The organism is Bradyrhizobium sp. LB13.1, assembly GCF_054056815.1.
Genome location: NZ_JBSRYQ010000001.1, coordinates 43,456 through 63,504 on the forward strand (window position 1 = coordinate 43,456; position 20,049 = coordinate 63,504).

At 65.0% G+C, this 20,049-nt stretch carries 20 protein-coding genes and 2 pseudogenes; 12 read left to right on the plus strand and 10 right to left on the minus strand.

The window, feature by feature from the left end:
* Window positions 1-42 precede the first annotated feature (42 nt).
* The 4 genes from mepA (at window position 43) to modC (ending at window position 3,381) form a co-directional block, all read left to right on the plus strand.
* The gene (gene mepA / locus ACVWYI_RS00180; protein ID WP_456660881.1) at window positions 43-987 is read left to right on the plus strand and encodes a penicillin-insensitive murein endopeptidase; all 945 of its coding nucleotides are present in this window, start codon (window positions 43-45) and stop codon (window positions 985-987) included.
* A 223-nt stretch (window positions 988-1,210) separates the two neighbouring features.
* Complete coding sequence (gene modA, locus ACVWYI_RS00185) at window positions 1,211-1,993, plus strand: molybdate ABC transporter substrate-binding protein (RefSeq protein ID WP_456660882.1); 783 nt, start codon at window positions 1,211-1,213, stop codon at window positions 1,991-1,993.
* A 27-nt stretch (window positions 1,994-2,020) separates the two neighbouring features.
* On the plus strand, window positions 2,021-2,716 hold the full coding sequence (gene modB / locus ACVWYI_RS00190; protein ID WP_456660883.1) for a molybdate ABC transporter permease subunit: 696 nt from the start codon (window positions 2,021-2,023) through the stop codon (window positions 2,714-2,716).
* 2 nt (window positions 2,717-2,718) lie between these two features.
* Window positions 2,719-3,381 (plus strand): molybdenum ABC transporter ATP-binding protein, encoded by a 663-nt coding sequence (modC, locus tag ACVWYI_RS00195; protein ID WP_247445389.1) that lies wholly within the window; start codon window positions 2,719-2,721, stop codon window positions 3,379-3,381.
* A gap of 55 nt (window positions 3,382-3,436) precedes the next feature.
* On the opposite strand, the gene ACVWYI_RS00200 is transcribed toward modC, so the two are convergent.
* Both ACVWYI_RS00200 and ACVWYI_RS00205 read right to left on the minus strand, forming a co-directional pair.
* Window positions 3,437-3,697, minus strand: a complete 261-nt coding sequence (locus ACVWYI_RS00200; protein WP_247445390.1) for a PepSY domain-containing protein — start codon at window positions 3,695-3,697, stop codon at window positions 3,437-3,439.
* 177 nt (window positions 3,698-3,874) lie between these two features.
* A complete protein-coding gene (locus ACVWYI_RS00205; RefSeq protein ID WP_247348664.1) occupies window positions 3,875-5,668 on the minus strand; it encodes a potassium/proton antiporter in 1,794 nt (597 codons plus the stop codon).
* A 211-nt stretch (window positions 5,669-5,879) separates the two neighbouring features.
* Between ACVWYI_RS00205 and ACVWYI_RS00210 the strand changes: the two genes are divergently transcribed.
* Both ACVWYI_RS00210 and map read left to right on the plus strand, forming a co-directional pair.
* The gene (locus tag ACVWYI_RS00210) at window positions 5,880-7,196 is read left to right on the plus strand and encodes a mechanosensitive ion channel family protein (RefSeq protein WP_456647836.1); all 1,317 of its coding nucleotides are present in this window, start codon (window positions 5,880-5,882) and stop codon (window positions 7,194-7,196) included.
* A 121-nt stretch (window positions 7,197-7,317) separates the two neighbouring features.
* Window positions 7,318-8,136: a type I methionyl aminopeptidase gene (gene map / locus ACVWYI_RS00215; RefSeq protein ID WP_007597786.1), complete on the plus strand. Its 819-nt coding sequence runs from the start codon at window positions 7,318-7,320 to the stop codon at window positions 8,134-8,136.
* 25 nt (window positions 8,137-8,161) lie between these two features.
* Here map and ACVWYI_RS00220 read toward each other — a convergent pair whose 3' ends face one another.
* A complete protein-coding gene (locus ACVWYI_RS00220) occupies window positions 8,162-8,758 on the minus strand; it encodes a bifunctional transcriptional activator/DNA repair enzyme AdaA (protein ID WP_247445392.1) in 597 nt (198 codons plus the stop codon).
* A 131-nt stretch (window positions 8,759-8,889) separates the two neighbouring features.
* On the opposite strand from ACVWYI_RS00220, the gene ACVWYI_RS00225 reads away from it, so the two are divergent.
* The 3 genes from ACVWYI_RS00225 to ACVWYI_RS00235 all read left to right on the plus strand — a co-directional run bounded on the left by ACVWYI_RS00225 (window position 8,890) and on the right by ACVWYI_RS00235 (window position 11,456).
* Window positions 8,890-9,834 carry a DMT family transporter gene (locus ACVWYI_RS00225; RefSeq protein ID WP_456660884.1) on the plus strand — a complete coding sequence of 315 codons (945 nt, stop codon included), beginning with the start codon at window positions 8,890-8,892 and terminating at the stop codon, window positions 9,832-9,834.
* A gap of 92 nt (window positions 9,835-9,926) precedes the next feature.
* Window positions 9,927-10,640: a RadC family protein gene (gene radC, locus ACVWYI_RS00230; RefSeq protein WP_247445394.1), complete on the plus strand. Its 714-nt coding sequence runs from the start codon at window positions 9,927-9,929 to the stop codon at window positions 10,638-10,640.
* A gap of 27 nt (window positions 10,641-10,667) precedes the next feature.
* Complete coding sequence (locus tag ACVWYI_RS00235; RefSeq protein ID WP_247348657.1) at window positions 10,668-11,456, plus strand: bestrophin-like domain; 789 nt, start codon at window positions 10,668-10,670, stop codon at window positions 11,454-11,456.
* Window positions 11,457-11,478: 22 nt separating this feature from the next.
* On the opposite strand, the gene ACVWYI_RS00240 is transcribed toward ACVWYI_RS00235, so the two are convergent.
* Window positions 11,479-11,799, minus strand: a complete 321-nt coding sequence (locus ACVWYI_RS00240) for a hypothetical protein (RefSeq protein ID WP_247348654.1) — start codon at window positions 11,797-11,799, stop codon at window positions 11,479-11,481.
* 164 nt (window positions 11,800-11,963) lie between these two features.
* A pseudogene (locus ACVWYI_RS00245) lies at window positions 11,964-12,331 on the minus strand (hypothetical protein).
* Window positions 12,332-12,580: 249 nt separating this feature from the next.
* Between ACVWYI_RS00245 and ACVWYI_RS00250 the strand changes: the two are divergent.
* Window positions 12,581-13,970: pseudogene (locus tag ACVWYI_RS00250) on the plus strand (peptidoglycan-binding protein).
* Between the two features lie 67 nt (window positions 13,971-14,037).
* On the opposite strand, the gene ACVWYI_RS00255 reads toward ACVWYI_RS00250, so the two are convergent.
* The 5 genes from ACVWYI_RS00255 to ACVWYI_RS00275 are packed head-to-tail and all read right to left on the minus strand — an operon-like array spanning window position 14,038 to window position 18,412.
* Window positions 14,038-14,730 (minus strand): AprI/Inh family metalloprotease inhibitor, encoded by a 693-nt coding sequence (locus ACVWYI_RS00255; protein WP_456647830.1) that lies wholly within the window; start codon window positions 14,728-14,730, stop codon window positions 14,038-14,040.
* The gene (locus ACVWYI_RS00260; protein WP_247445400.1) at window positions 14,730-15,719 is read right to left on the minus strand and encodes a 2-hydroxyacid dehydrogenase; all 990 of its coding nucleotides are present in this window, start codon (window positions 15,717-15,719) and stop codon (window positions 14,730-14,732) included. The genes ACVWYI_RS00255 and ACVWYI_RS00260 overlap by 1 nt, the downstream gene beginning before the upstream one ends.
* The gene (locus tag ACVWYI_RS00265; RefSeq protein ID WP_247348645.1) at window positions 15,719-16,537 is read right to left on the minus strand and encodes an ABC transporter permease; all 819 of its coding nucleotides are present in this window, start codon (window positions 16,535-16,537) and stop codon (window positions 15,719-15,721) included. The genes ACVWYI_RS00260 and ACVWYI_RS00265 overlap by 1 nt, the downstream gene beginning before the upstream one ends.
* Complete coding sequence (locus ACVWYI_RS00270; RefSeq protein WP_247445402.1) at window positions 16,534-17,379, minus strand: ABC transporter ATP-binding protein; 846 nt, start codon at window positions 17,377-17,379, stop codon at window positions 16,534-16,536. The genes ACVWYI_RS00265 and ACVWYI_RS00270 overlap by 4 nt, the downstream gene beginning before the upstream one ends.
* Window positions 17,380-17,389: 10 nt before the next feature.
* Window positions 17,390-18,412 (minus strand): ABC transporter substrate-binding protein, encoded by a 1,023-nt coding sequence (locus tag ACVWYI_RS00275; protein WP_456660885.1) that lies wholly within the window; start codon window positions 18,410-18,412, stop codon window positions 17,390-17,392.
* A 133-nt stretch (window positions 18,413-18,545) separates the two neighbouring features.
* Between ACVWYI_RS00275 and ACVWYI_RS00280 the strand changes: the two genes are divergently transcribed.
* Together ACVWYI_RS00280 and ACVWYI_RS00285 are read left to right on the plus strand one after the other, a co-directional pair.
* Window positions 18,546-19,352, plus strand: a complete 807-nt coding sequence (locus ACVWYI_RS00280) for a creatininase family protein (RefSeq protein WP_456660886.1) — start codon at window positions 18,546-18,548, stop codon at window positions 19,350-19,352.
* Window positions 19,353-19,491: 139 nt separating this feature from the next.
* On the plus strand, window positions 19,492-19,755 hold the full coding sequence (locus tag ACVWYI_RS00285) for a hypothetical protein (protein WP_247445404.1): 264 nt from the start codon (window positions 19,492-19,494) through the stop codon (window positions 19,753-19,755).
* Window positions 19,756-20,049: the final 294 nt, after the last annotated feature.

Here is a 20,049-nt window from a genome sequence, read left to right on the forward strand (position 1 = left end):
TTTCTTAACCCCGACGCGGTGTTGGGCTATAAGGATGCCAGCATGAGTCCCCGCCGCCTCGCTCCTTTCCTGCTCGTCATGACGCTCCTGGCCGCCGGCGACGCGCTGGCCCAGGACAAAGGCAGCGTGACCCCGAAACCGCTGCCGCCGCTCACCAATCCCAACGATCCCAGTATCGGCGCCAGGGAGCTGTTCGCGCGAAAGCTGCTGCCGTCGAGGGGACCGGCCCATGTCATCGGCTCCTACGTCAAGGGCTGCATCGGCGGCGCCGAGCAGATGCCGCTCAACGGCGACAATTGGCAGGTGATGCGACTGTCGCGTAACCGCAGCTACGGTCACCCCGCGATGATCGCGCTGATCAAGCGCCTCGCGGCCAGGGTGCACAAGGACGCGGGATGGCCGGGCATTTTGGTCGGCGACATCGGCCAGCCGCGCGGCGGGCCGGCGCTGTCAGGCCATGCCAGTCACCAGATCGGCCTCGACGCCGATATCTGGCTGACGCCGATGCCGGACCGTCGTTTGTCGCGCGAGGAGCGTGAGGAGATGTCGGCGGTGATGATGGTGCGGCAGGACCGGCTCGACATCGATCCAAAAGTATTCACGCCAGGCCATGTGCTGGTGCTGCGAGACGCGGCGCGGGAGCCGGCGGTGCAGCGCATCTTCGTCAATGCCGCGATCAAGAAGGCGCTGTGCCGTGAGGCCAAGGGCGACCGTTCCTGGCTGTCGAAGATACGGCCGTGGTGGGGCCACGACTATCACTTCCATATCCGCATGCGCTGCCCGGCGGGCGCGGGCGAATGCGAAGGCCAGTCCTCGCAATCCGAGGACGAGGGCTGCAAGCCCTCCGATCTCGCTTACTGGTTCAGCGATGGCGTGCTGCACCCCAAGCCGCCGCCGGAGCCACCAAAGCCGAAACCGCCGATGACGCTGGCGCAGATGCCGGCGGCCTGCAAAGTGGTGCTGCATGCGAGGGACGCGAAGCCTTAGCCGGCTGTCCTCCTCGCCTTGCGGGATCGGAGCTGGATCGGACCAAACGTCGGCTTTGACCTGTTTCGCCAGCCTGTTATGGTCGCACCAGCGATCGCTTGCCGGACCGTAAGTCCGGCGGGCTTGCCGGAACAGCGCTTCCGCCGGTCGCAGCCTGACTCAACCAACGCCGTCTTGCGCGCGCCGCCTCGCGTGCCCTGAGCGTGCGCATGGAGCGCTTTCGATGTCCCGCCTTTCGGCGCTTTTTTCGGTTTTGCTCGTTCTGACCGCGTGCCTTTCGCCTGCCGCCGCCGAGCACAAGACCATCACCGTGTTCGCCGCCGCCTCGATGAAGAACGCGCTCGACGAGGTCGATGCCGCCTACACCGCAAAAACCGGCGTCAAGTTCAACGTCAGCTATGCCGCGAGCTCGGTGCTCGCCAAGCAGATCGAGCAGGGCGCGCCGGCCGATGTGTTCGTCTCCGCCGATACCGATTGGATGGACTACGCGACAAGCAAGAAGGCCATCAACGAGCCGACCCGGGTCAATCTGCTCGGCAACAGCATCGTGCTGATCGCGCCGAAGGATTCCAAGATCGACAACGTCACCATCGCGCAAGGCTTCGACCTCGCAAAACTCGCCGGCGACGGCAGGATCGCGACCGGCGACGTCAAGTCGGTGCCGGTTGGAAAGTATGCCAAGGCGGCACTGGAGAAGCTCGGGGCGTGGCAGGCCGCCGAGCCGAAATTCGCGATGGCCGAGAGCGTGCGCGCCGCGCTGACGCTGGTGGCCCGCGGCGAGGCTAATCTCGGCATCGTCTATTCCACCGATGCCAAGGTCGAGCCAGGCGTGAAGATCGTCGGCACCTTTCCGGCGGACTCGCACCCCGCGATCATCTATCCGGTTGCTGCGACCACGGTCGCGAAGGGCGAGACCAGTGACTACCTCGCCTTCCTGCGCTCGACCGCTGCCAAGACCATTTTGGAGAAATACGGCTTCAAGTACCTGGTCAGCCCCACGACTTAATATCTCCGACGTGATATCTGCGACTTGATGTCCGAGATTTCTTCCGCCGAATGGACGGCGATCCTGCTCTCGCTCAGGGTCGCGATCGTCGCAACGCTGGTCGCAACGCCGTTCGGCATTGCGCTGGCGTGGCTGCTCGCGCGGCGTGATTTCTGGGGCAAGTCGGTGCTCGATGCGCTGGTGCATCTGCCGCTGGTGCTGCCGCCAGTTGTCACCGGCTATCTGCTCTTGCTGACGTTTGGACGCCGCGGCCTCGTTGGCGGCTTCCTCGCCGATACGCTCGGCATCGTCTTCGCCTTTCGCTGGACCGGCGCTGCGCTCGCCTGCGGCCTGATGTCGTTCCCACTGCTGGTGCGCCCGATACGGCTGTCGATCGAGGCGATCGACAGCCGGCTCGAACAGGCCGCCGAAACGCTCGGCGCGGCACCGTGGAAAGTGTTCTTCACGGTGACGCTGCCGCTGGCGCTGCCCGGCGTCCTCGCCGGCATGGTGCTTGGCTTTGCCAAAGCGATCGGCGAGTTCGGGGCCACCATCACCTTCGTTTCCAACATTCCCGGCGAGACCCAGACGATTTCGTCCGCGATCTATTCGCTGATCCAGACGCCTGACGGCGACGCGGCCGCGGGGCGGCTGGTGATCGTCTCGATCGTGCTCGCGCTCGGCGCGTTGATCGCCGCCGAGTGGTTCGCCCGCCGCGCCACGCAGCGCCTGCACGGGAATTGACCATGCTGCGCGTCGACATCGAAAAGCAGCTCGGCGAGTTCTCGCTGTCCGCGTCCTTCACCAGCGAGGGCCGCGTCATCGGACTGTTCGGCGCCTCCGGCGCGGGCAAGAGCTCGCTGGTCAACATGATCGCAGGGCTGTTGCGTCCGGATCGCGGCACCATCGTGATCGACGGCGAGACCGTCGACGACACCGCGGCCGGCATTCATGTGCCGACCTATCGCCGCCGCATCGGCTATGTGTTCCAGGACGCGCGGCTGTTTCCGCATCTCAATGTGGCGCAAAACCTCGATTACGGCCGGCGCATGAACGGCCTTGCGTCCGACCCGGCCCAGCACACGCGCGTTATCGATCTGCTCGACATCGGTGCGCTGCTTGATCGCCGCCCCGGAAAACTCTCCGGCGGCGAACGCCAGCGCGTCGCGCTCGGCCGCGCGCTGCTCTCGAAGCCGCGCCTGCTGCTGCTCGACGAGCCGCTCGGCGCGCTCGACGAGGGTCGCAAGCTCGAGATCCTGCCCTATCTGGTGCGGCTGCGCGACGAGGCCAATGTCCCCATGGTCTATGTCAGCCACGACGTCGCCGAGCTGCGCCAGCTCGCCACGCAGATCGTGATGCTGAAGCAGGGGCGGGTGACGTCGTTTGGTGGGGTGAAGGTGCTGACGTAGCGACGAGGCGGATCGCGTTTCGACGAACCGCCTCGCTCTAACTTACAGCCCGCCACTACCAGCCGCGATCGACGTTGCGCACGTCGCCCGTTCGGGCGTCCACATCGACTTCCATCCAGCGGCCGACACTGTCACGGCCTTCGATCTGCCATTCGTCGCCGGCGAACTCGGTGTGCGAAATGGTCATGACACCAATATCGCTCGCGACGTCGAGCGCGGCCTGCATCGAGATCTGATCGCCGGTGTCATAGGCCCTCGCCGGGGCCGCCGATCCGAGACCGATCGCGACGACGGCCGGCAAGATGAGATTTCGCATAGGTTGCTCCTGTCAGATACGTTTACGCGGCTAAGAACGAGTGGCGTCGCGGAGCGTTCCGGACACAGGGATCACGAAGGCGCAAATCTTTGGCGGTTGCGGCGATTTGGTGGCGGCTCCTCATTTTCGTCACACCGGGTTCGCGCTGGCGCGCGCTCCGGAGTGACAACGAGATGACTAGACCCCCGCCACCGAGGTCCACAGCTCCGCTAGCTTGCGGCGCAGCGCTTGCCTGCGCGTCAGCGGCGCGGGCGCTTCCTCGTCTTCCGGCAGGCGCAGGCCAACGACGTTGACTCGGCCGCCGGAGATGGAGCGCGCGACGAGCACGATCGGATCCAGCGCAAGCTCGGCGCCCTCTTTCGGCGCGCGGTCGAGATGGACGTCGAAATAATCGGCCAAAGTCAGCTTGCTCTCGTCTTCGCCGGCCTTCACGCCGTAGATCTCCGCGAGCTCGGCGAGCGTGTGCTCGCCGGAGACCATGAAGTCGCCGAGCAGATGCGGGTCCGGCGCCGAGCTCGGCTGCATGTCGACGAAGAAGCGGTCGAGCGATTCGGCCTTTTCCGGCGGCGCCAGCAGATAGATGTAGTCGCCCGGCGCGATCGGCTCGGCTTCAACCGGCGTCAAAATGTTCTCGTTGCGGATCACCAGCGTCGGCTTGGACCAGGACGGGATCAGGCCGCGGCGGAAATACAGGCTCTTGGGCCGCACCGGATAGCCGACGAGTTGCTGCTCGAGCTGGCCGGGCAGATCGAGCTCGACGCGGCGCGGGCCGCGTTCGGCGCGCGGCAGCGCGACATGAAGCTTGCGCGCGGCCGGCGCCAGCGTCCAGCCTTGCAGCAGCAGCGAGATGATGACGACAACAAAGGCGACGTCGAAATAGAGATAGGCTTTCGTCAGCCCGACCAGCATCGGGATCGAGGCCAGGAAGATCGCGACCGCACCGCGCAGGCCGGTCCAGGCGATGAAGATCTTCTCGCGCCAGTTGAAGCGGAACGGCGCCAGGCACACGAACACCGCGATCGGCCGCGCCACCAGCATCAGCACGAAGGCGATCCCGACCGCCGGCAGCACGCTGGCGCCAAGCCGGCTCGGCGAGACCAGCAGGCCGAGCAGCACGAACATCACGATCTGCGCCAGCCAGGTCGCAGCATCCAGGAACGCCACCACCGAATTATGCGCACGGGTCGGCCGGTTGCCGATGATGATGCCGGCGAGATAGACCGCGAGAAAACCCGAGGCATGCATGATCTGCGAGCCACCGAAGATGACGAGCGCCGCAGTCGTGACAAACGGCGCATGCAGGCCCTGCGGCAGCGCCACCTGGTTGAGCGCGACGACGACCAGACGTCCGCCGAGGAAGCCGACGACGGCGCCCAGCACCGCCTCCAGCAAGAACTCCATCATCACATGCCCGGCCGTGCCCGTTCCGAGGGAGATGTATTCGACCAGCATCAAGGTGAGGAAGATCGCGAAGGGATCGTTGGTGCCGGATTCCACTTCCAGCGTCGCGCCGACACGCGGGCGCAGCCGCAGGCCCTGGGTATGCACCAGCAGGAACACAGCGGCGGCATCAGTCGAGGCCACCACGGCGCCGACCAGCAGCGACTCCGTCCAGTTGAGATCGAGTGCGTATTTGGCGAACGGCGCCGTGATCAGCGCAGTCAGAAGCACGCCGACGGTGGCGAGCACCACGGATGGCGCGAGCACGGTGCGGATGCTGGCAAAGCGCGTCTTCAGGCCGCCGTCGAACAGGATCAGGGCAAGCGCCACCGAGCCGACCAGATAGGTGGTGCGGACGTCGTCGAACTGAAGCTGGCCGGGGCCGGAATCGCCCGCGAGCATGCCGATGGCAAGAAAGACGAGCAGCAAGGGCGCGCCGAAGCGCAGTGCAAGCAGGCTCGACAGGATGCCGGCCAACACCAGGACGGCGCCGAGCAATATGGCGAGGCTGACAGAGTCGAGGGAGGCCATCCACCTTCCGGGTACGAATTCGCTGGAATGGCATCCTTATCGTCGGCGGACTCCCGCGCCAACCCATTTTCTCCCGCTCGCGGCAATCTGCCCGTATTTTGCGGCCTTAACGCACTTCACTTAGCGGTGTATCGGTGGCCCGGCCGCTCCCTTTGTGGGATTCTGCGGCGCCCTCGAATCAAATCCTCCCGCCCGCTTCCCGACGAGACCGATGGACATGGACCTCAAAGACTTCATGGAGTTCGTGCAGACCACCGCACGCAGCGTCGGGGCGGAGATCTCCTCACCCTGGTTCTACCTGCAATTCGGCCTGATCCTGGCTGCGGCCGGCATCGCCTATGCCGCGGAAGCCGGGGTTCGCCACCGCGTCGACATGACATCGCTGGCGATGCACTGGCCGCTGCCGCTCCGGCACTTCGCCCGCGTCATGGTGAGCAGCGCCTCGACGGCGGTGTTCACCCTGCTGGTGATCATCTCCCGCGTGGTGATGTATCACGCGACCTGGCCGAGCCGCAGCTATCTGCTGATGGTCGCCGCCAAGCTCGGGCTGGCCTGGCTCGCGATCCGGCTCTTGACCTCGATGCTGCGCAACGCCTTCATCGTCAAGCTGGTGTCGATCACGGCTTGGTTTGTCGCCGCGCTCTCCATCCTCGGCCAGCTCGATGCGACGGTGGATTTGCTGGATTCCTTCGCCATCGTGCTCGGCGGCCTGCGGCTGACGCCGCTGCTGGTGATCAAGGCCGGCGCGCTGCTGCTCATCGCGCTCTGGGCCACCAATATCGCCAGCAACTTCGCCGAGAGCCGGATCAATTCGACCACCGATTTGACCCCGTCGGTGCAGGTGCTGCTGATCAAGATCATCCGCATCGGACTTCTGGCCATCGCAATTGTCATTGCGCTCGGCGCGGTCGGCATCGACCTCTCCGCGCTCGCGGTGTTCTCCGGCGCGGTCGGCGTCGGCATCGGTATCGGCCTGCAGAAGATCGTCGCCAATTTCATCTCGGGCATCATCCTGCTCGCCGACAAATCGGTGAAGCCCGGCGACCTCGTCACCATCGGGGACAACACCGGGCGCATCAGCGCGATGAAGACGCGCTATATTTCCGTCGCCGCCGGCGACGGCCGCGAATTCCTGGTGCCGAACGAGGATCTGGTGACGCAGAAAGTGGTCAACTGGACCTATACCGACAAGAACACGCTGGTGAAGATCGCCTTCGGCACCAATTACGACGCCGATCCGCGGCTGGTCTGCAAGCTCGCCGCCGAGACCGCCGCCGCCCATCCCCGCGCGCAGAAGGGCAAGCCGCCGAACAGCATTTTGACCGAGTTCGCGGAAGCCGGAATGAAGTTCTCGCTGACCTTCTGGATCGCGGACCCCGACGGCATGGACGGCGTCAAGAGCGACGTGATGCTGGCGTTGTGGGAGGCCTTCAAGCGCGAGGGCATCCGGGTTCCCTACCCCGTCCGCGAAATCCGCATCCGCGGCGGCGCCCTGCCGGTGGAAACCACCGTAGAAGTCCCGAATTAGGCCCGCTTACGGGCACAAGACAGGCACGCCTGACTTGCATGAAGGCCCGCAATCATTAAATTGGAGCGTGAAATCAAGCCTTTCCGCCGATATCGAGCCCACCCCAGAAGATAGCGCCCGCATGAGTTACGTCGAAGCTTCCGATACCTCCCTGCGCAAGACCGGACAGATCAAGCTGCACGGACCGAGCGCCTTTGCCGGCATGCGCAAGGCGGGAGCGCTGGTGGCGAAGTGCCTCGACGAGCTCACCGACATCGTCGGGCCCGGCGTGCCGACCGAGCGCATCGACCAGTTCGTCCGCGACTTCGCCTTCAGCAACAATGCCTATCCGGCGACGCTGATGTATCGCGGCTACCGCTACTCGACCTGCACCTCGCTCAACCACGTGGTCTGCCACGGCATGCCCGGCGACCGTCCGTTGAAAGAGGGCGACATCGTCAACATCGACGTCACCTTCATCGTCGACGGCTGGTATGGCGATTCCAGCCGCATGTATGCGGTCGGCCCGATCGCGCGCAAGGCCGAACGGCTGATCGAAGTGACGTATGAGGCGATGATGCGGGGCATCGCCGCGGTGAAGCCTGGCGCCACCACCGGCGACATCGGCCACGCCATCCAGAGCTTCGTCGAGCCGCAGGCCATGAGCGTGGTGCGCGATTTCTGCGGTCATGGCCTCGGGCGCATGTTCCACGACGAGCCGAACATCATCCATATCGGCCGGCCGGGCGAAGGCGTGCAGCTCAAGCCGGGCATGTTCTTCACTATCGAGCCGATGATCAATCTCGGCAAGCCGCATGTGAAGATCCTGTCCGACGGCTGGACCGCCGTCACCCGCGACCGCTCGCTGTCGGCGCAGTTCGAGCATTCCGTCGGCGTCACCGCCACCGGCGTCGAGATCTTCACGCTATCGGAGCGGCACGGCGAGAAGCAGATCGGGTGATGGCGGCGCAAGCGCCGACGCGCGCCTATCGCGGCCGGCGGAACGACGACGGCCGCCGCTTGTAGGTCGCGGCAAAGGCATCGTTGAATCTGCGAACGCTGCCGAAACCTGCGGCGAAGGCGATCTCCGCCAATGTCATGCTGGTCTGGTCGATCAAGCGCTTGGCTTCCTGCACCCGCCGCGTCGCTGCGATCTCGCTCGGGCTCGCCCCGGCGTGGCGCATGAACAGGCGAAGCAGGTGGCGCGGCCCGACGCCAAGGGCTTCTGCGAGCTCCGTCATTGACGCCTCATCCAGAAAACCGTCATGGATCAGACGCATCCCGCGCGCCACGGTGCTCGCCGTTCCCATCCAGGCCGGCGACCCCGGCGCCGTTTCCGGCCGGCAGCGGAGGCACGGGCGAAAACCGGCCCGCTCGGCGGCGGCAGCTGTCGCATAGAAGGTGACGTTCTCGGAGCGAGCAGGACGAACCGGACAGACCGGCCGGCAATAGATGCGCGTCGAGCGGACACCGGAGAAGAACAGTCCGTCGAAAGCGCGCGCACGCGCCAGCCGAGCCCGATCGCAGGTTTCCCAGTCGAGATGCGGTGGCAGCGTTTGCCGATGCGCCGAGCCTGTCGCCATTGCGCGATAATAATGCCCGCGCTGCACGCCGAGTAGCTGAAATCGGACTCGATCGGGCGATGAGGTCCGAATTCAGCCAGCCTCTCCCGGCGCTCCGGATCATGGTGTCGATCGCTTCAGGAGCAAATTGCATGAGCACGCAGGGGCAACAAACGACGCCAAGGAAGACCACTCTCGCGCTCGAGATCGGGCTCCTGCTGCTGCTCTCGCTGATCTGGGGCAGTTCGTTCACGCTGATCAAGGTCGCGATCCCGACGATTCCGCCCTTCACGATGGTCGCCGCGCGGGCGACGATCGCGGCCATTATCCTGATCCTGATCGCTCTCGCGCAGGGACACGCCCTTCCCCACCGAGGATCGGTCTGGGCGGCCCTCTTCGTGCAAGGGCTGCTGCAGAGTGCGCTGCCCTTCACCCTGATCAGCTGGGGCGAGGCACATATCGCAAGCGGTCTCGCCGGCGTACTCAATGCAACCCCGCCGATGTTTGTGCTCGCGATCGCGATGATGACCGTGCGCGGGCGGCTGAGCATCAACGGCCAGAAGCTCATCGGCGTCGGTCTCGGTCTCGCGGGTGTCGCCGTGACCATAGGTGCCGATGCGTTTTCGGGGATCGGCACGGCCGCTCCGCTGGCCCAGGCAGCGGTACTATGCGCGAGCCTCTGCTATGCGCTCGCACCGATATGGGGGCAGCGCTTCTCGGGCCATCCCGCGATCGTCACGGCGGCCGGATCCATGAGTTGCGCCGCGCTTCTCATGCTCCCGATCGCCGCCGCTCTCGAACAGCCGTGGACACTGGCGCCGCCGCCGGCGCAGGCGATCGCGGCGGTGATCGCGCTCGCGGTGGTCTGCACGGCTTTCGCGATGGTGATCTATTTCCGGCTGATCCAAACGCTCGGTCCGCTCGGCACGACAAGCGGAAGCTATCTGCGCGCCGGTTTCGCGGTGGCGCTCGGCACCGCATGGCTCGGCGAGCAATTTACCTGGTCCAGTCTTGCCGGAATGCTGTTCATTCTCGCCGGTGTGGTGGCGGTCACGGTGCCCGCACCAGCGCACGGCGCCAGGAGACCGGCGGGCTGAGTCACCATCTTCAAAGCCAGATGCCAGGACCTGCGCGCCGTCCCGCAATTGACGGTTGCAAAAGCGCTGGTCCGCGGCAATGCTGGCGGCCGATGCCCGCCAAGTCAGACCACGACAAGAGCAAGCCGGAGGAAGCGCCGCACTATCTCGGCCATCGCGAGCGGCTGCGCGAGCGCTTCTACAGCGCCGGTGCGGATGCGCTCAGCGACTACGAGCTGCTCGAGATGGCGCTGTTTCCGGCGCTGCCGCGGCGCGACACCAAGCCGCTGGCGAAGACGCTCATCAAGACGTTCGGCTCGTTCGCCGAAGTCGTCCATGCCCCGGTGGCGCGCCTGCGCGAGGTTGACGGCGTCGGCGAGCCCGCGATCCACCAGCTCAAGCTGATTGCGGCGGCATCGCACCGCGTCGCCAAGGGCGAGGTCAACAGCCGCAACGCGCTGTCGTCCTGGAACGAGGTGATCGACTATTGCCGCACCAGCATGGCGTTTGCCGACAAGGAGCAATTCCGCCTGCTGTTCCTCGACAAGCGCAACCAGCTCATCGCCGACGAGGTGCAGCAGACCGGCACCGTCGACCACACCCCGGTCTATCCGCGCGAGGTGATCAAGCGCGCGCTGGAATTATCCGCGACCGCGCTGATCCTGGTCCACAACCACCCCTCAGGCGATCCCTCGCCCTCGCAGGCCGACATCCAGATGACGAAAGCGATCATCGACATCGCAAAGCCGCTCGGTATCTCCGTGCACGACCACATCATCGTCGGCCGAGGCGGCCATGCCAGCCTGCGTGGGCTGCGGTTGATCTAGGCTGTCGAATCACATGACAAGGACAGCATGAGCGACTGGCTGCACAATCTGCCACTGCCCTGGATGGCGCTGGTGGTCTTCGGTTTCACTTATCTGGTGGCGATGGCCATCTTCGCGGCCGTCGCGCTTGTCGCAACGGGGGAGCGCGCGAAATCGCTGAAGGCGATCTCACCGGGCATGCTGCCGGTGCTCGGCATCATCTTCGGCCTGTTCGTCGCCTTTACCGCGGCGCAGGTCTGGGGCGACAGCGACCGCGCCGGCGCCGCGGTGAGCCGTGAGGCCAGCGCGCTGCGAAGCGCTGTGCTGCTCGCCGCCGGCCTGCCGGCAGAGCAGGAGACAAGGCTGCGCGGCCTGGTGCGCGACTATGTCGAGCAGGCCGTCACGGTGGAATGGCCGATGATGGCGCATCAGGAGGCGTCGCTGAAGGTGACGCCGCCCGCGCTCGCCGAAGCCTTGCAGCTCGTCGTCGCGATGGCGCCGCAGGGCCGGAATCAGGAGACCGTGCAGCACGAGATCATCAGCGCGCTCCAGCAGGCGCTGGATGCGCGGCGGCAGCGGATCATCGTCAGCCTCGCCGCGGTGAATTCGGTCAAATGGTGGTGCCTGTATCTCCAGGCGGCCTGCGCGCTGCTGGTGATCGGCCTTGTCCATTGCGACAACCGGCTGGGATCGGCGATCGCGATGGGCCTGTTCGCGACCGGCGTCGCGACCTCGGTTCTCTTGATCGCCGCGCACGACCGGCCGTTCGCCGGCCAGGTCTCGATCCGGCCGGAGCCGCTGCTCCAGATCATGCCGGAGTCAGCGGCGAAAAGCTGAGGCGCGACAGCTCGTCTCGATCTCAGTAGCAGTATCGGGGATCGACCGGGACGTAGGAGCCGTCCCGGCGCTGCATGTAGCAACCGCGCTGATAGGCGTAGTAGCCGGAGCGGCGGCGTTCGCCCTCGGAGGCGATCGCAGCGCCCGTGCCGGCACCGACGACGGCGCCGATGGCGGCTCCACGGCCCCCGCCGAGCGCGCCACCCACGATCGCTCCACCGACGCCGCCGAGGATGGCACCGCCAATTGCGTCCTGCGCCGCCGCCTCGTGGACCGGCATCGCCATCGCGACCGTCAGACATGCCGCGATTGCGAAACTTCCAATACGAAGACCTCGAAGCATGCTCGCCCTCCCCTGTGGTCAGGCGAGTCATAGCGCCGGAAGCGGATTCGGGCCAGACAAATTGCCGACGCCGCGCCTCATCACGTCATGCGGTGGCGCCGGAGGCGTAGCGCGACGGCGGCTTTAATGATGCCGCCTGCGATGCACGGGCTTGCCGATTCATCTCAAGCATCGACCCAGCGCTGCACGGCCTCGGCGGTGTCGGCGGGCGTGGTGTTGAAACAGATCGCGGCGTCAGGCGGTGGACGAGGTTGAGCACCTTCTCGAACAGCAGCAGACGCTCCTTCGGCTCGCGCAGGCCCGCGCCGATCACGATGCAGTCGAAGCTCTCGTCGCGCAGCGCCGCCGTGACGCCGGCTTCCGCCGCGGCATCGAGATCGATCAGGCAGCTCGTGACCTCGTAACCGAGATCGCGCAGGCGCAGCAGCTGCGCATCGATGTAGTCGCGCACGAGTTCCGGCGTGAGCTGAGGGAATGCGCTGTAGTCCGCATTGCCGGGCTCGATGCCGATCGCGAGGACGCGCTTGGTCATGCAGAGATCCTTGCGGGACTGCCTCGCGTCGCTAACGGAGGAGGGTCCCTGCCGGTTCCCTCGGGGGCGACCGCCTCGATCCCGGTCCCGCCGCTCATTTTTCCAGCGAGGCTGTAACCCATTTCACACGCGCCGCGCCGGCGGCCTGCCAGATTTGGGAGATCACGCTGGCGTCACGCCTGATCACGGCACCTGGTTCACTTGGACTGACACGGAGTTGCGATAATTCATTCATTGCAGGAGCGGAAAATGGTCTCATTCGAGAGTTTGAAAAGCGAATACGAGCGGAATTGGGCCAATCTCGAGATCCGGCCTCCACGCCTCTCCGACGCGAACGGGGTCGCACGCAAGGCCATTAACGGCAAGGCGACCTATCAGCAGGTCGAGCGGCTGACCGGCGTCCCCTGGTATTTCGCTGCCCTCTGTCATTACCGCGAGTCCAATTTCGATTTCGACACCTATCTCGGCAACGGCGAAACGCTTCATCGCGCCACGACCGTCGTTCCGAAAGGGCGCGGTCCGTTTGCCACGTTCGTGGACGGCGCCGTGGATGCATTCAGAATCGAAAATTTCGTCGGCGCTCACGACTGGTGTATCGCGCGGATTCTGTTCCGGCTCGAGGCGTTCAACGGCTTCGGCTATCACGCCAAGGGCTGCAATTCGCCCTATCTTTATGGTGGTTCGACATTGTATGGCCCGCCCGAGGCAAGGGGCCGGCAAGTTCGTCCGCGACCATGTGTTCGATTCGAACCACGTCGATTCCCAGCTCGGCACCGCCGTGATCCTGCATGCGATGATGTCGCTCGATTCCTCGATCACGCTCGACGGCAACCCGCAATTCGCGAGCCGCGTGGAACCGGAGGACGACTCGGCATCGACGATCGTTCTCATGCAGCAGGCGCTCAACAAGCTCGGCGCCAATCCGCCGCTCGACGAGGACGGCATCAGTGGACCGAAGACGAAGACCGCGGTCTCGCAGTTTCAGCAGCGGAACGGCCTGAGGGATACCGGACTTCTCGACGGCGCCACGGTCGCCGCTCTCACGCGCACGGCGCAGTCGGGCCCCACCGGACCGACCGGCGATGTGTCCCAGATCATGAAGCGGCTTGAGGACCTCGCACAATTGCTGCGGCCACCGGCCGGCGGTGTGACGCCGGGAACGACGACATCGGGCAACACGCTGCCCGCCACCAACGATCCGATCAGCCTGTTCGAACGGCTCCTTTCCCTCGTCAACAAGACAGCTCCCATGCCAGGACCAGTCACCCCGACCAGCCCCGCCCCCGTCAATCAGTTGAAGCAGGTCGTCGACCTGCTCAGTACCTTGCTCAACAAGGACGGCAAGCCCGTCCTCGGCCAGGTCAACGGCGCGCTCGGCGACACCATCGGCAAGATGCTCGACGGCAAGAAGACTGCGCTCGGCATCGGCGGCTCGCTGATCACCGCGCTGCTCTCTTCGGTGACGGCGAGCCCCAACGCGGGCGGTATTGCCGGACTGCTCGGGACGATCGTGTCCGCCGTGCCTGGCCTCGGCCAGTTCGCGATGCCGATCTCCCTGGCACTCACGGCCTGGGGCGTGCTCGGCAAGCTGGAGAAGTGGGCCCAAGGCACCGCGCCGCCGCCGAAGGCGACGACGTAACCTGCGGTCATCCTTCGAGACGCCCGCCTATGGCGGGCCCTCAGGATGAGGTCGCATTTCGCGTTGCCTACTGACGCAGCATGATCAGGGGATCGGCGGTATCGGGAACGCGCCGCCATTGCGCGTTGTCGTCGGCCTCGAACTGCCAGGCGTCGCCGGCCTTCGACATCAAAATGATCTGACCGCGCTCGAGCCGCCATTGCGTCGGGTTGAACTGCGCGATGGCCGCGTCGCATTTCGGCTTGAGGAAGACCTGGAAATTGTCGGGCCCGGCTTCCGTGTTGGTCAGCGTCAGCGCGCAGACCGGCTGGCCGTTGCTCCGCACCATCGACCAGTCGCCGATCATCTGGTCCATCGACTTCGCCATCGAGCGGGCGGCGGCGAGGTCTTGCAGGATGTAGACGCCCTCGCCTTGCCGCAGGCCCTCGAAGATACCGGCCTCGACCTCGGTGAAGTCGATCACGGCTTCACCGCTCGCATCCTGCATACGGACGATGTCGAGGCCCCTGACGCTCCAGGCGACGATGCCCTTGGTGAAGGGCAGCGCGGCCTTGCAGGCCGGCTCCAGCTCGAGCTTGAAACCCTGCCCGGCTGCCTCGCCCTTCATCGTGACCACGCAGGTCTTGCTGCGCTCGGTGGTCGAGAGCTCCCACTGCCCGACCATTTCCTTCTTCAGGGTCGTCGTATCCTGCGCCTGCGCGAGCGTCGAGGCGGCGACAAGCGCCGCCACCACCCACGCAGCGAGGCGAAGCGCGTTCATCAGCGTCCCTTGAACGGCGTCTCCGCAACCGGCGTCAACGGCGCCTTGCCGGCGAACCAGGATTTGAGGTTGTCAACCACGAGCTGGTCCATCGCGTTGCGCGTCACCACAGAGGCCGAGCCGATATGCGGCAACAGCACGACGTTCTGCATGGTCTTGAGCTCGTCCGGCACGGTGGGTTCGGCCGCGAACACGTCGAGACCGGCCGCCAGAATGGTGCCGGACTTGAGCGCCTGGACCAGCGCCGGTTCGTCGATCACGGAGCCGCGCGCGACGTTGACCAGCACACCGCGCGGTCCGAGCGCCTTCAATACCTCGGCGTTGATCATCTTGTTGGTGCTGGCGCCGCCGGGGACGATCACCATCAGCGTGTCCACCGCCTTCGCCATCTCGATCAGGTCAGGGTAGTGTTTGTAGGAGACCTCCTTGGACGGATTGCGGGTGTGATAGACCACCGGCACCAGCGAGGCATCGAGCCGGCGCGCGATCGCCTGTCCGATCCGGCCCATGCCGACGATGCCGACCTTGCGGTCGCGCAGCGAGCCGACGCTGAGCGGATAGTTCTGGGTCTGCCAGAGGCCGGAGCGCACATAACGGTCGGCCTTGATGAACTCACGCACGGTGGAGATCAGAAGGCCCATGGCGACGTCGGCGACCTCCTCGGTCAGCACGTCGGGCGTGTTGGTGACAATGATGTTGTGCTCGGCGGCGTATTTGGAGTCGATGTGGTCGTAGCCGACGCCGAAGCTCGCCACCATCTCGATCTTGGGCAATTGCGACAGCGAATCCTTGTCGGCGCGCACGGTGTGATAGGTCACCGCCACGCCGCGGATCTTTTCGCGGATCGCCGGCGTCAGCCGCTCGAGATCGCCCCGCGTCTCCGCCTTGTGCACGACGAAATGATCGGAAAACCCGTTCTCGAGGATCGGCCGGACCGGCCCATAAATCAGAAGGTCGATCTTTTCGGACGAAATCGAACCGGTGGTCATCAGTTGTCCTTTCCAAGCGCGCTCTCATGCCAGCGCCGTAAAACGAGGTGCGAAACTAGCGCCAGCACCCCATAGATGACAATCCCGGCCAGCGACAGCAACAGCAGCGCTGCGAACATGCGGGGTATGTTCAACCGGTAGCCGGATTCGGCGATCCTGTAGGCGAGCCCGGAGCCGGCGCCGGCCGTTCCCGCCGCGATCTCGGCCACGACCGCGCCGATCAGCGACAGGCCGCCGGCAATGCGCAGGCCGCCGAGAATATAGGGCAGCGCCGCTGGCAGCTTGAGAAAGCGCAGGGTCTGCTGTGGCGAGGCGCCATAGAGCTGGAACAGGCCTGCGAGGTTGCGATCGACCGAATTGAGCCCGAGCGTGGTGTTCGACAGCACCGGGAAAAAGGCGACGATGAAGGCGCAGACCACGACCGCGGTCTGCTGCTCCAGATAGATCAACAGCAGTGGCGCAATCGCGATGACAGGTGTGACCTGAAGCACCACGGCATAGGGAAATAACGAGGCTTCCACCCATTTCGACTGGTTGAACAGCAGCGCCATCGCGATGCCGCCGATGCTGGCCGCCACAAAACCTTCAAGCGTGGTCAGCAACGTCGCGGCTAGCGATTGTGACAGCACCGCCCAGTCCTTGATCAGCGTCAAAAAAATGACCGAGGGCGCCGGCAGCACGTAAGGCGGGATGTCCTTGATGCGGACCACGAGTTCCCAGGCGAGGAGTCCCGCCGCGAATACGATGACGGGCAGCACGAAACGCAACGCGCGTTTTGCGCCGGACGGCTTTGCCGCGACGGTCGCTTGCGCATTCATAGCGTCGACTGCCCTGAATAGGATGGCGCCAGCGCGGCCGACACGGTCCGGCAATAATCGGAATAGGCAGCCGAGGTGCGAAACCCCTCGCCGCGCGGCTCGACCGTCTCGATGCGGATGTCGGCCTGGATGCGGCCCGGCCGCGCCGACATGACCACCACGCGCTGCGACAGATAGACGGATTCGAACACTGAATGGGTCACGAAGATGACGGTCTTGCCAAGCCTGCGCCACAGCGCAAGCAAATCGTTGTTGAGGCGGAAGCGCGTGATTTCGTCGAGCGCCGCGAACGGCTCATCCATCAGGAGGATATCAGGGTCGGTGACGAGCGCACGCGCCAGCGACACCCGCATCTTCATGCCGCCGGAGAGTTCGCGCGGAAAGGCTTCGGCGAAATCAACAAGCCCGACGCTCGCCAGCGCCTCGTCGGCGCGCGCGCGCGCGTCCGCCTTCGGCACGCCTGCGAGCCTCAGCGGCAGCCGCACGTTCTCGCGCACGCTGGTCCAGGGCATCAGGGTCGGCTCCTGAAACACGAAGCCGATGCCGTGACCTGGCTGAAAATGACCTGGCTGAACATGGCCCGGCTGCGCCTTGCCCTCCTGACGCGCCAACCGCACGACCCCGGACGACGGCGCGCTGAGCTCCGCGATCAGCCGCAGCGCGGTGGATTTGCCGCAACCGGACGGTCCCAGCAGCGAGATGAACTCGCCCTTGCGTACCGCAAGATCGAGCGGGCCGAGCGCCATCACGCCGTTGTCATAGGCCTTCGTCACGCCGCGCAGGCTGACGGCGAGGGCCGTCAGGCCGGTCTCGACCCCCGCCGTAGTTTTGACTGACGACATCGACCTTGCGCTACGGCTTGCTGGGGCGCAGCTCGACGCCGACGCCCTTGTTGACGAAGCGCAGCGTATAGGATTTGCGGAAGTCGAGGTCCGGCTTCACGACACCCGCCTTCACCATCTTGTTGAAGAAGGAGGTGTAGCGATCGTCGCTCATCGCGCCGATGCCGTTCTTCAGCGACTCGCCGGAATCGACGATGCCGTATTCCTTCATCTTGGCGACGGAATAGGCGAGCAGTTCGTCGGTCATCTCCGGATTGAGCTTCTTGATCATGGCGTTGCCCGCGGCATTGTCGCGGTAGATGTAATTGTACCAGCCGACCATGGAGGCGTCGACGAAGCGCTGCACCAGGTCGGGCTTCTTCTCGACCACGTCGCGGCGGGTCTCGATCAGGGTCGAATAGGTGTTGAAGCCGTAATCGGCGAGCAGCAGCACGTTGGGCTTGAAGCCGGCCGCCTTCTCGACCGCGAAGGGCTCGGAGGTGACGTAACCCTGCATCGCGCTCTTGGGATTGGCGATGAAGGGCTGCGGATTGAAATTATAGGGGCGAACGTTCTTCTCGCTGAAACCGTATTCGGACTTCAGCCACTGGAAATAGCTGGTCATGCCCTCCTTGGAGACGAACAGCGTCAGCGGCTTGAGGTCCTCGATCTTGGCGACCTTGGCGTCGGGCTGCGTCAGCATCACCTGCGGATCCTTCTGGAACACCGCGGCGATGGTGACGACCGGGACGTTGTTGGCGACCGCGTCGAACGACATCAGCGTGTTCGCGGCCATGAAGAAATCGATCTTGCCGGCGATCAGCAGCATCCGGTTGTTCTCGTTGGGCCCGCCGGGGACGATGGTGACGTCGAGGCCGTATTTCTCGTAGGTGCCGTCGGCGACGGCCTGGAAAAAGCCGCCATGCTCGGCCTCGGCAACCCAATTGGTGCCGAAGGTGACCTTGTCGAGCGTTTCGGCACGCACGGGCAGGGCCGCGAGAGATGCGGCCACCAAGGCCCCCGTTAACGCTCGCCAGAGATGGATGAGACGCATGATTGGACTCCGTCGATCGTTCCGGCCCATGATAACAAGGCAATCGGGGACGCAAGCCGGCCGAGTCCGCGTCCCCTCCATAACCCCAAACTACGTGACAAATTTGGGCAAAGAAACCTCCAAAGAAACCTTGATGACGCCCTCCCGCGACTGGACCGATATCCGCTGGTCCGAAGCTGGCCTCACGGACGTGTCGCGCTGGATCGCAGTGCTGCCGCTGGCGGCGACCGAGCAACACGGCCCGCACCTGCCGCTCACAACCGACGTGCTGATTGCGGACGCCTATCTCGCCCGCGTGCGCGAGCTGTTGCCCGCGAACGTTCCGGCGATTTTCCTGCCTGTTGAGCCGGTCGGGATTTCCACCGAGCATATCGACTATCCGGGCACGCAGACGCTGCCGACCGAAATCGCGCTGAAGAGATGGACAGGAATCGGCGAGGACGTCGCGCGGCGCGGATTGAAGAAGCTCGTCATCATCACCAGCCACGGCGGCAACAGCGCTGCAATGATGCTGATTGCTCAGGATCTTCGCGCGCATCACAAGCTGCTGGTGGTGACGACGTCGTGGTCGCGGCTGTCAGGCGCGGACAAGCTGTTCCCGGCCGACGAAGTGCGCCACGGCATTCATGGCGGCGCGGTGGAGACCTCGATCATGCTCGCGCGCTATCCCGATCAGGTGCGCGCCGATGCAATCGCGGATTTCCCCGCGAGCAGCATCGCGTTGGAGAATCAATATCGCTGGCTGTCGACGCAGCGGCCCGCGCCCTTCGCCTGGCAGGCGCAGGATCTCCACCCGAGCGGCGCCATCGGTAATGCAACGCTGGCCGTGGCCGCGAAGGGCGAGCAGCTGATCGACCAGGGTGCCCGCGCCTTTTGCGAACTGCTTGCCGAGGTCGATAACTTCGACGTGAACAGGCTCGCCAAAGGCCCCCTCGGCTAGTTCGTATCTCATTGTAATCATTTAGGAAAGAGTCGGACTGCGCGACTGGATTCGCGGCCTTCGAACCGGATTCGAGCAGCCTCCGTCCAACTGGGCACGCGGGCCACAACGGACCGCCTCAACCCGGATGGAGTTTCAAATGTCGATCAAGACCAAGATTTTCGCAGTTGCCCTCGCCGCGCTCACCCTGACCGGCAGCGTCGTGGCCACCACCTCGCAGGCGCAAGCCAAGCCGCTCGGCTGGGGCGTCGGTGTCGGCCTGGGCATCGCTACCGCCGCCGTCGTCGGCACCGCGATCGCCGCCAGCAACGATCCCTATTACTACGGCTATCACCGCTGCGGCTGGGTCGCCCAGTACAACGCCTTCGGCCAGTACATTGGCCGCGTTCGTAGCTGCTACTGATTTGAGTACCTGAGGCCGATCTCACGTGGATCCTGCGTCCGACACGGGCGCCTCATCCACCCCGTGTCGTGCCCCGACCCCGCCCGGATGTCCCCCCGGGCGGGGTCATCCGTTTTCAGGCCTCGGGAATTTGTTGCAGTCCCGTCACACCGAGGTGCGAACTATCCTCCGCGGCAATCCGCATCAGTTGCTATTGCGAATTAATTGCAATAAGGTTTGCAACGAGCTCAGGGGCTTGGGAAGAAACTGCGCCGGATCGAGATCATCTCGCCCGATCGCGGGAGCACCCAAGAC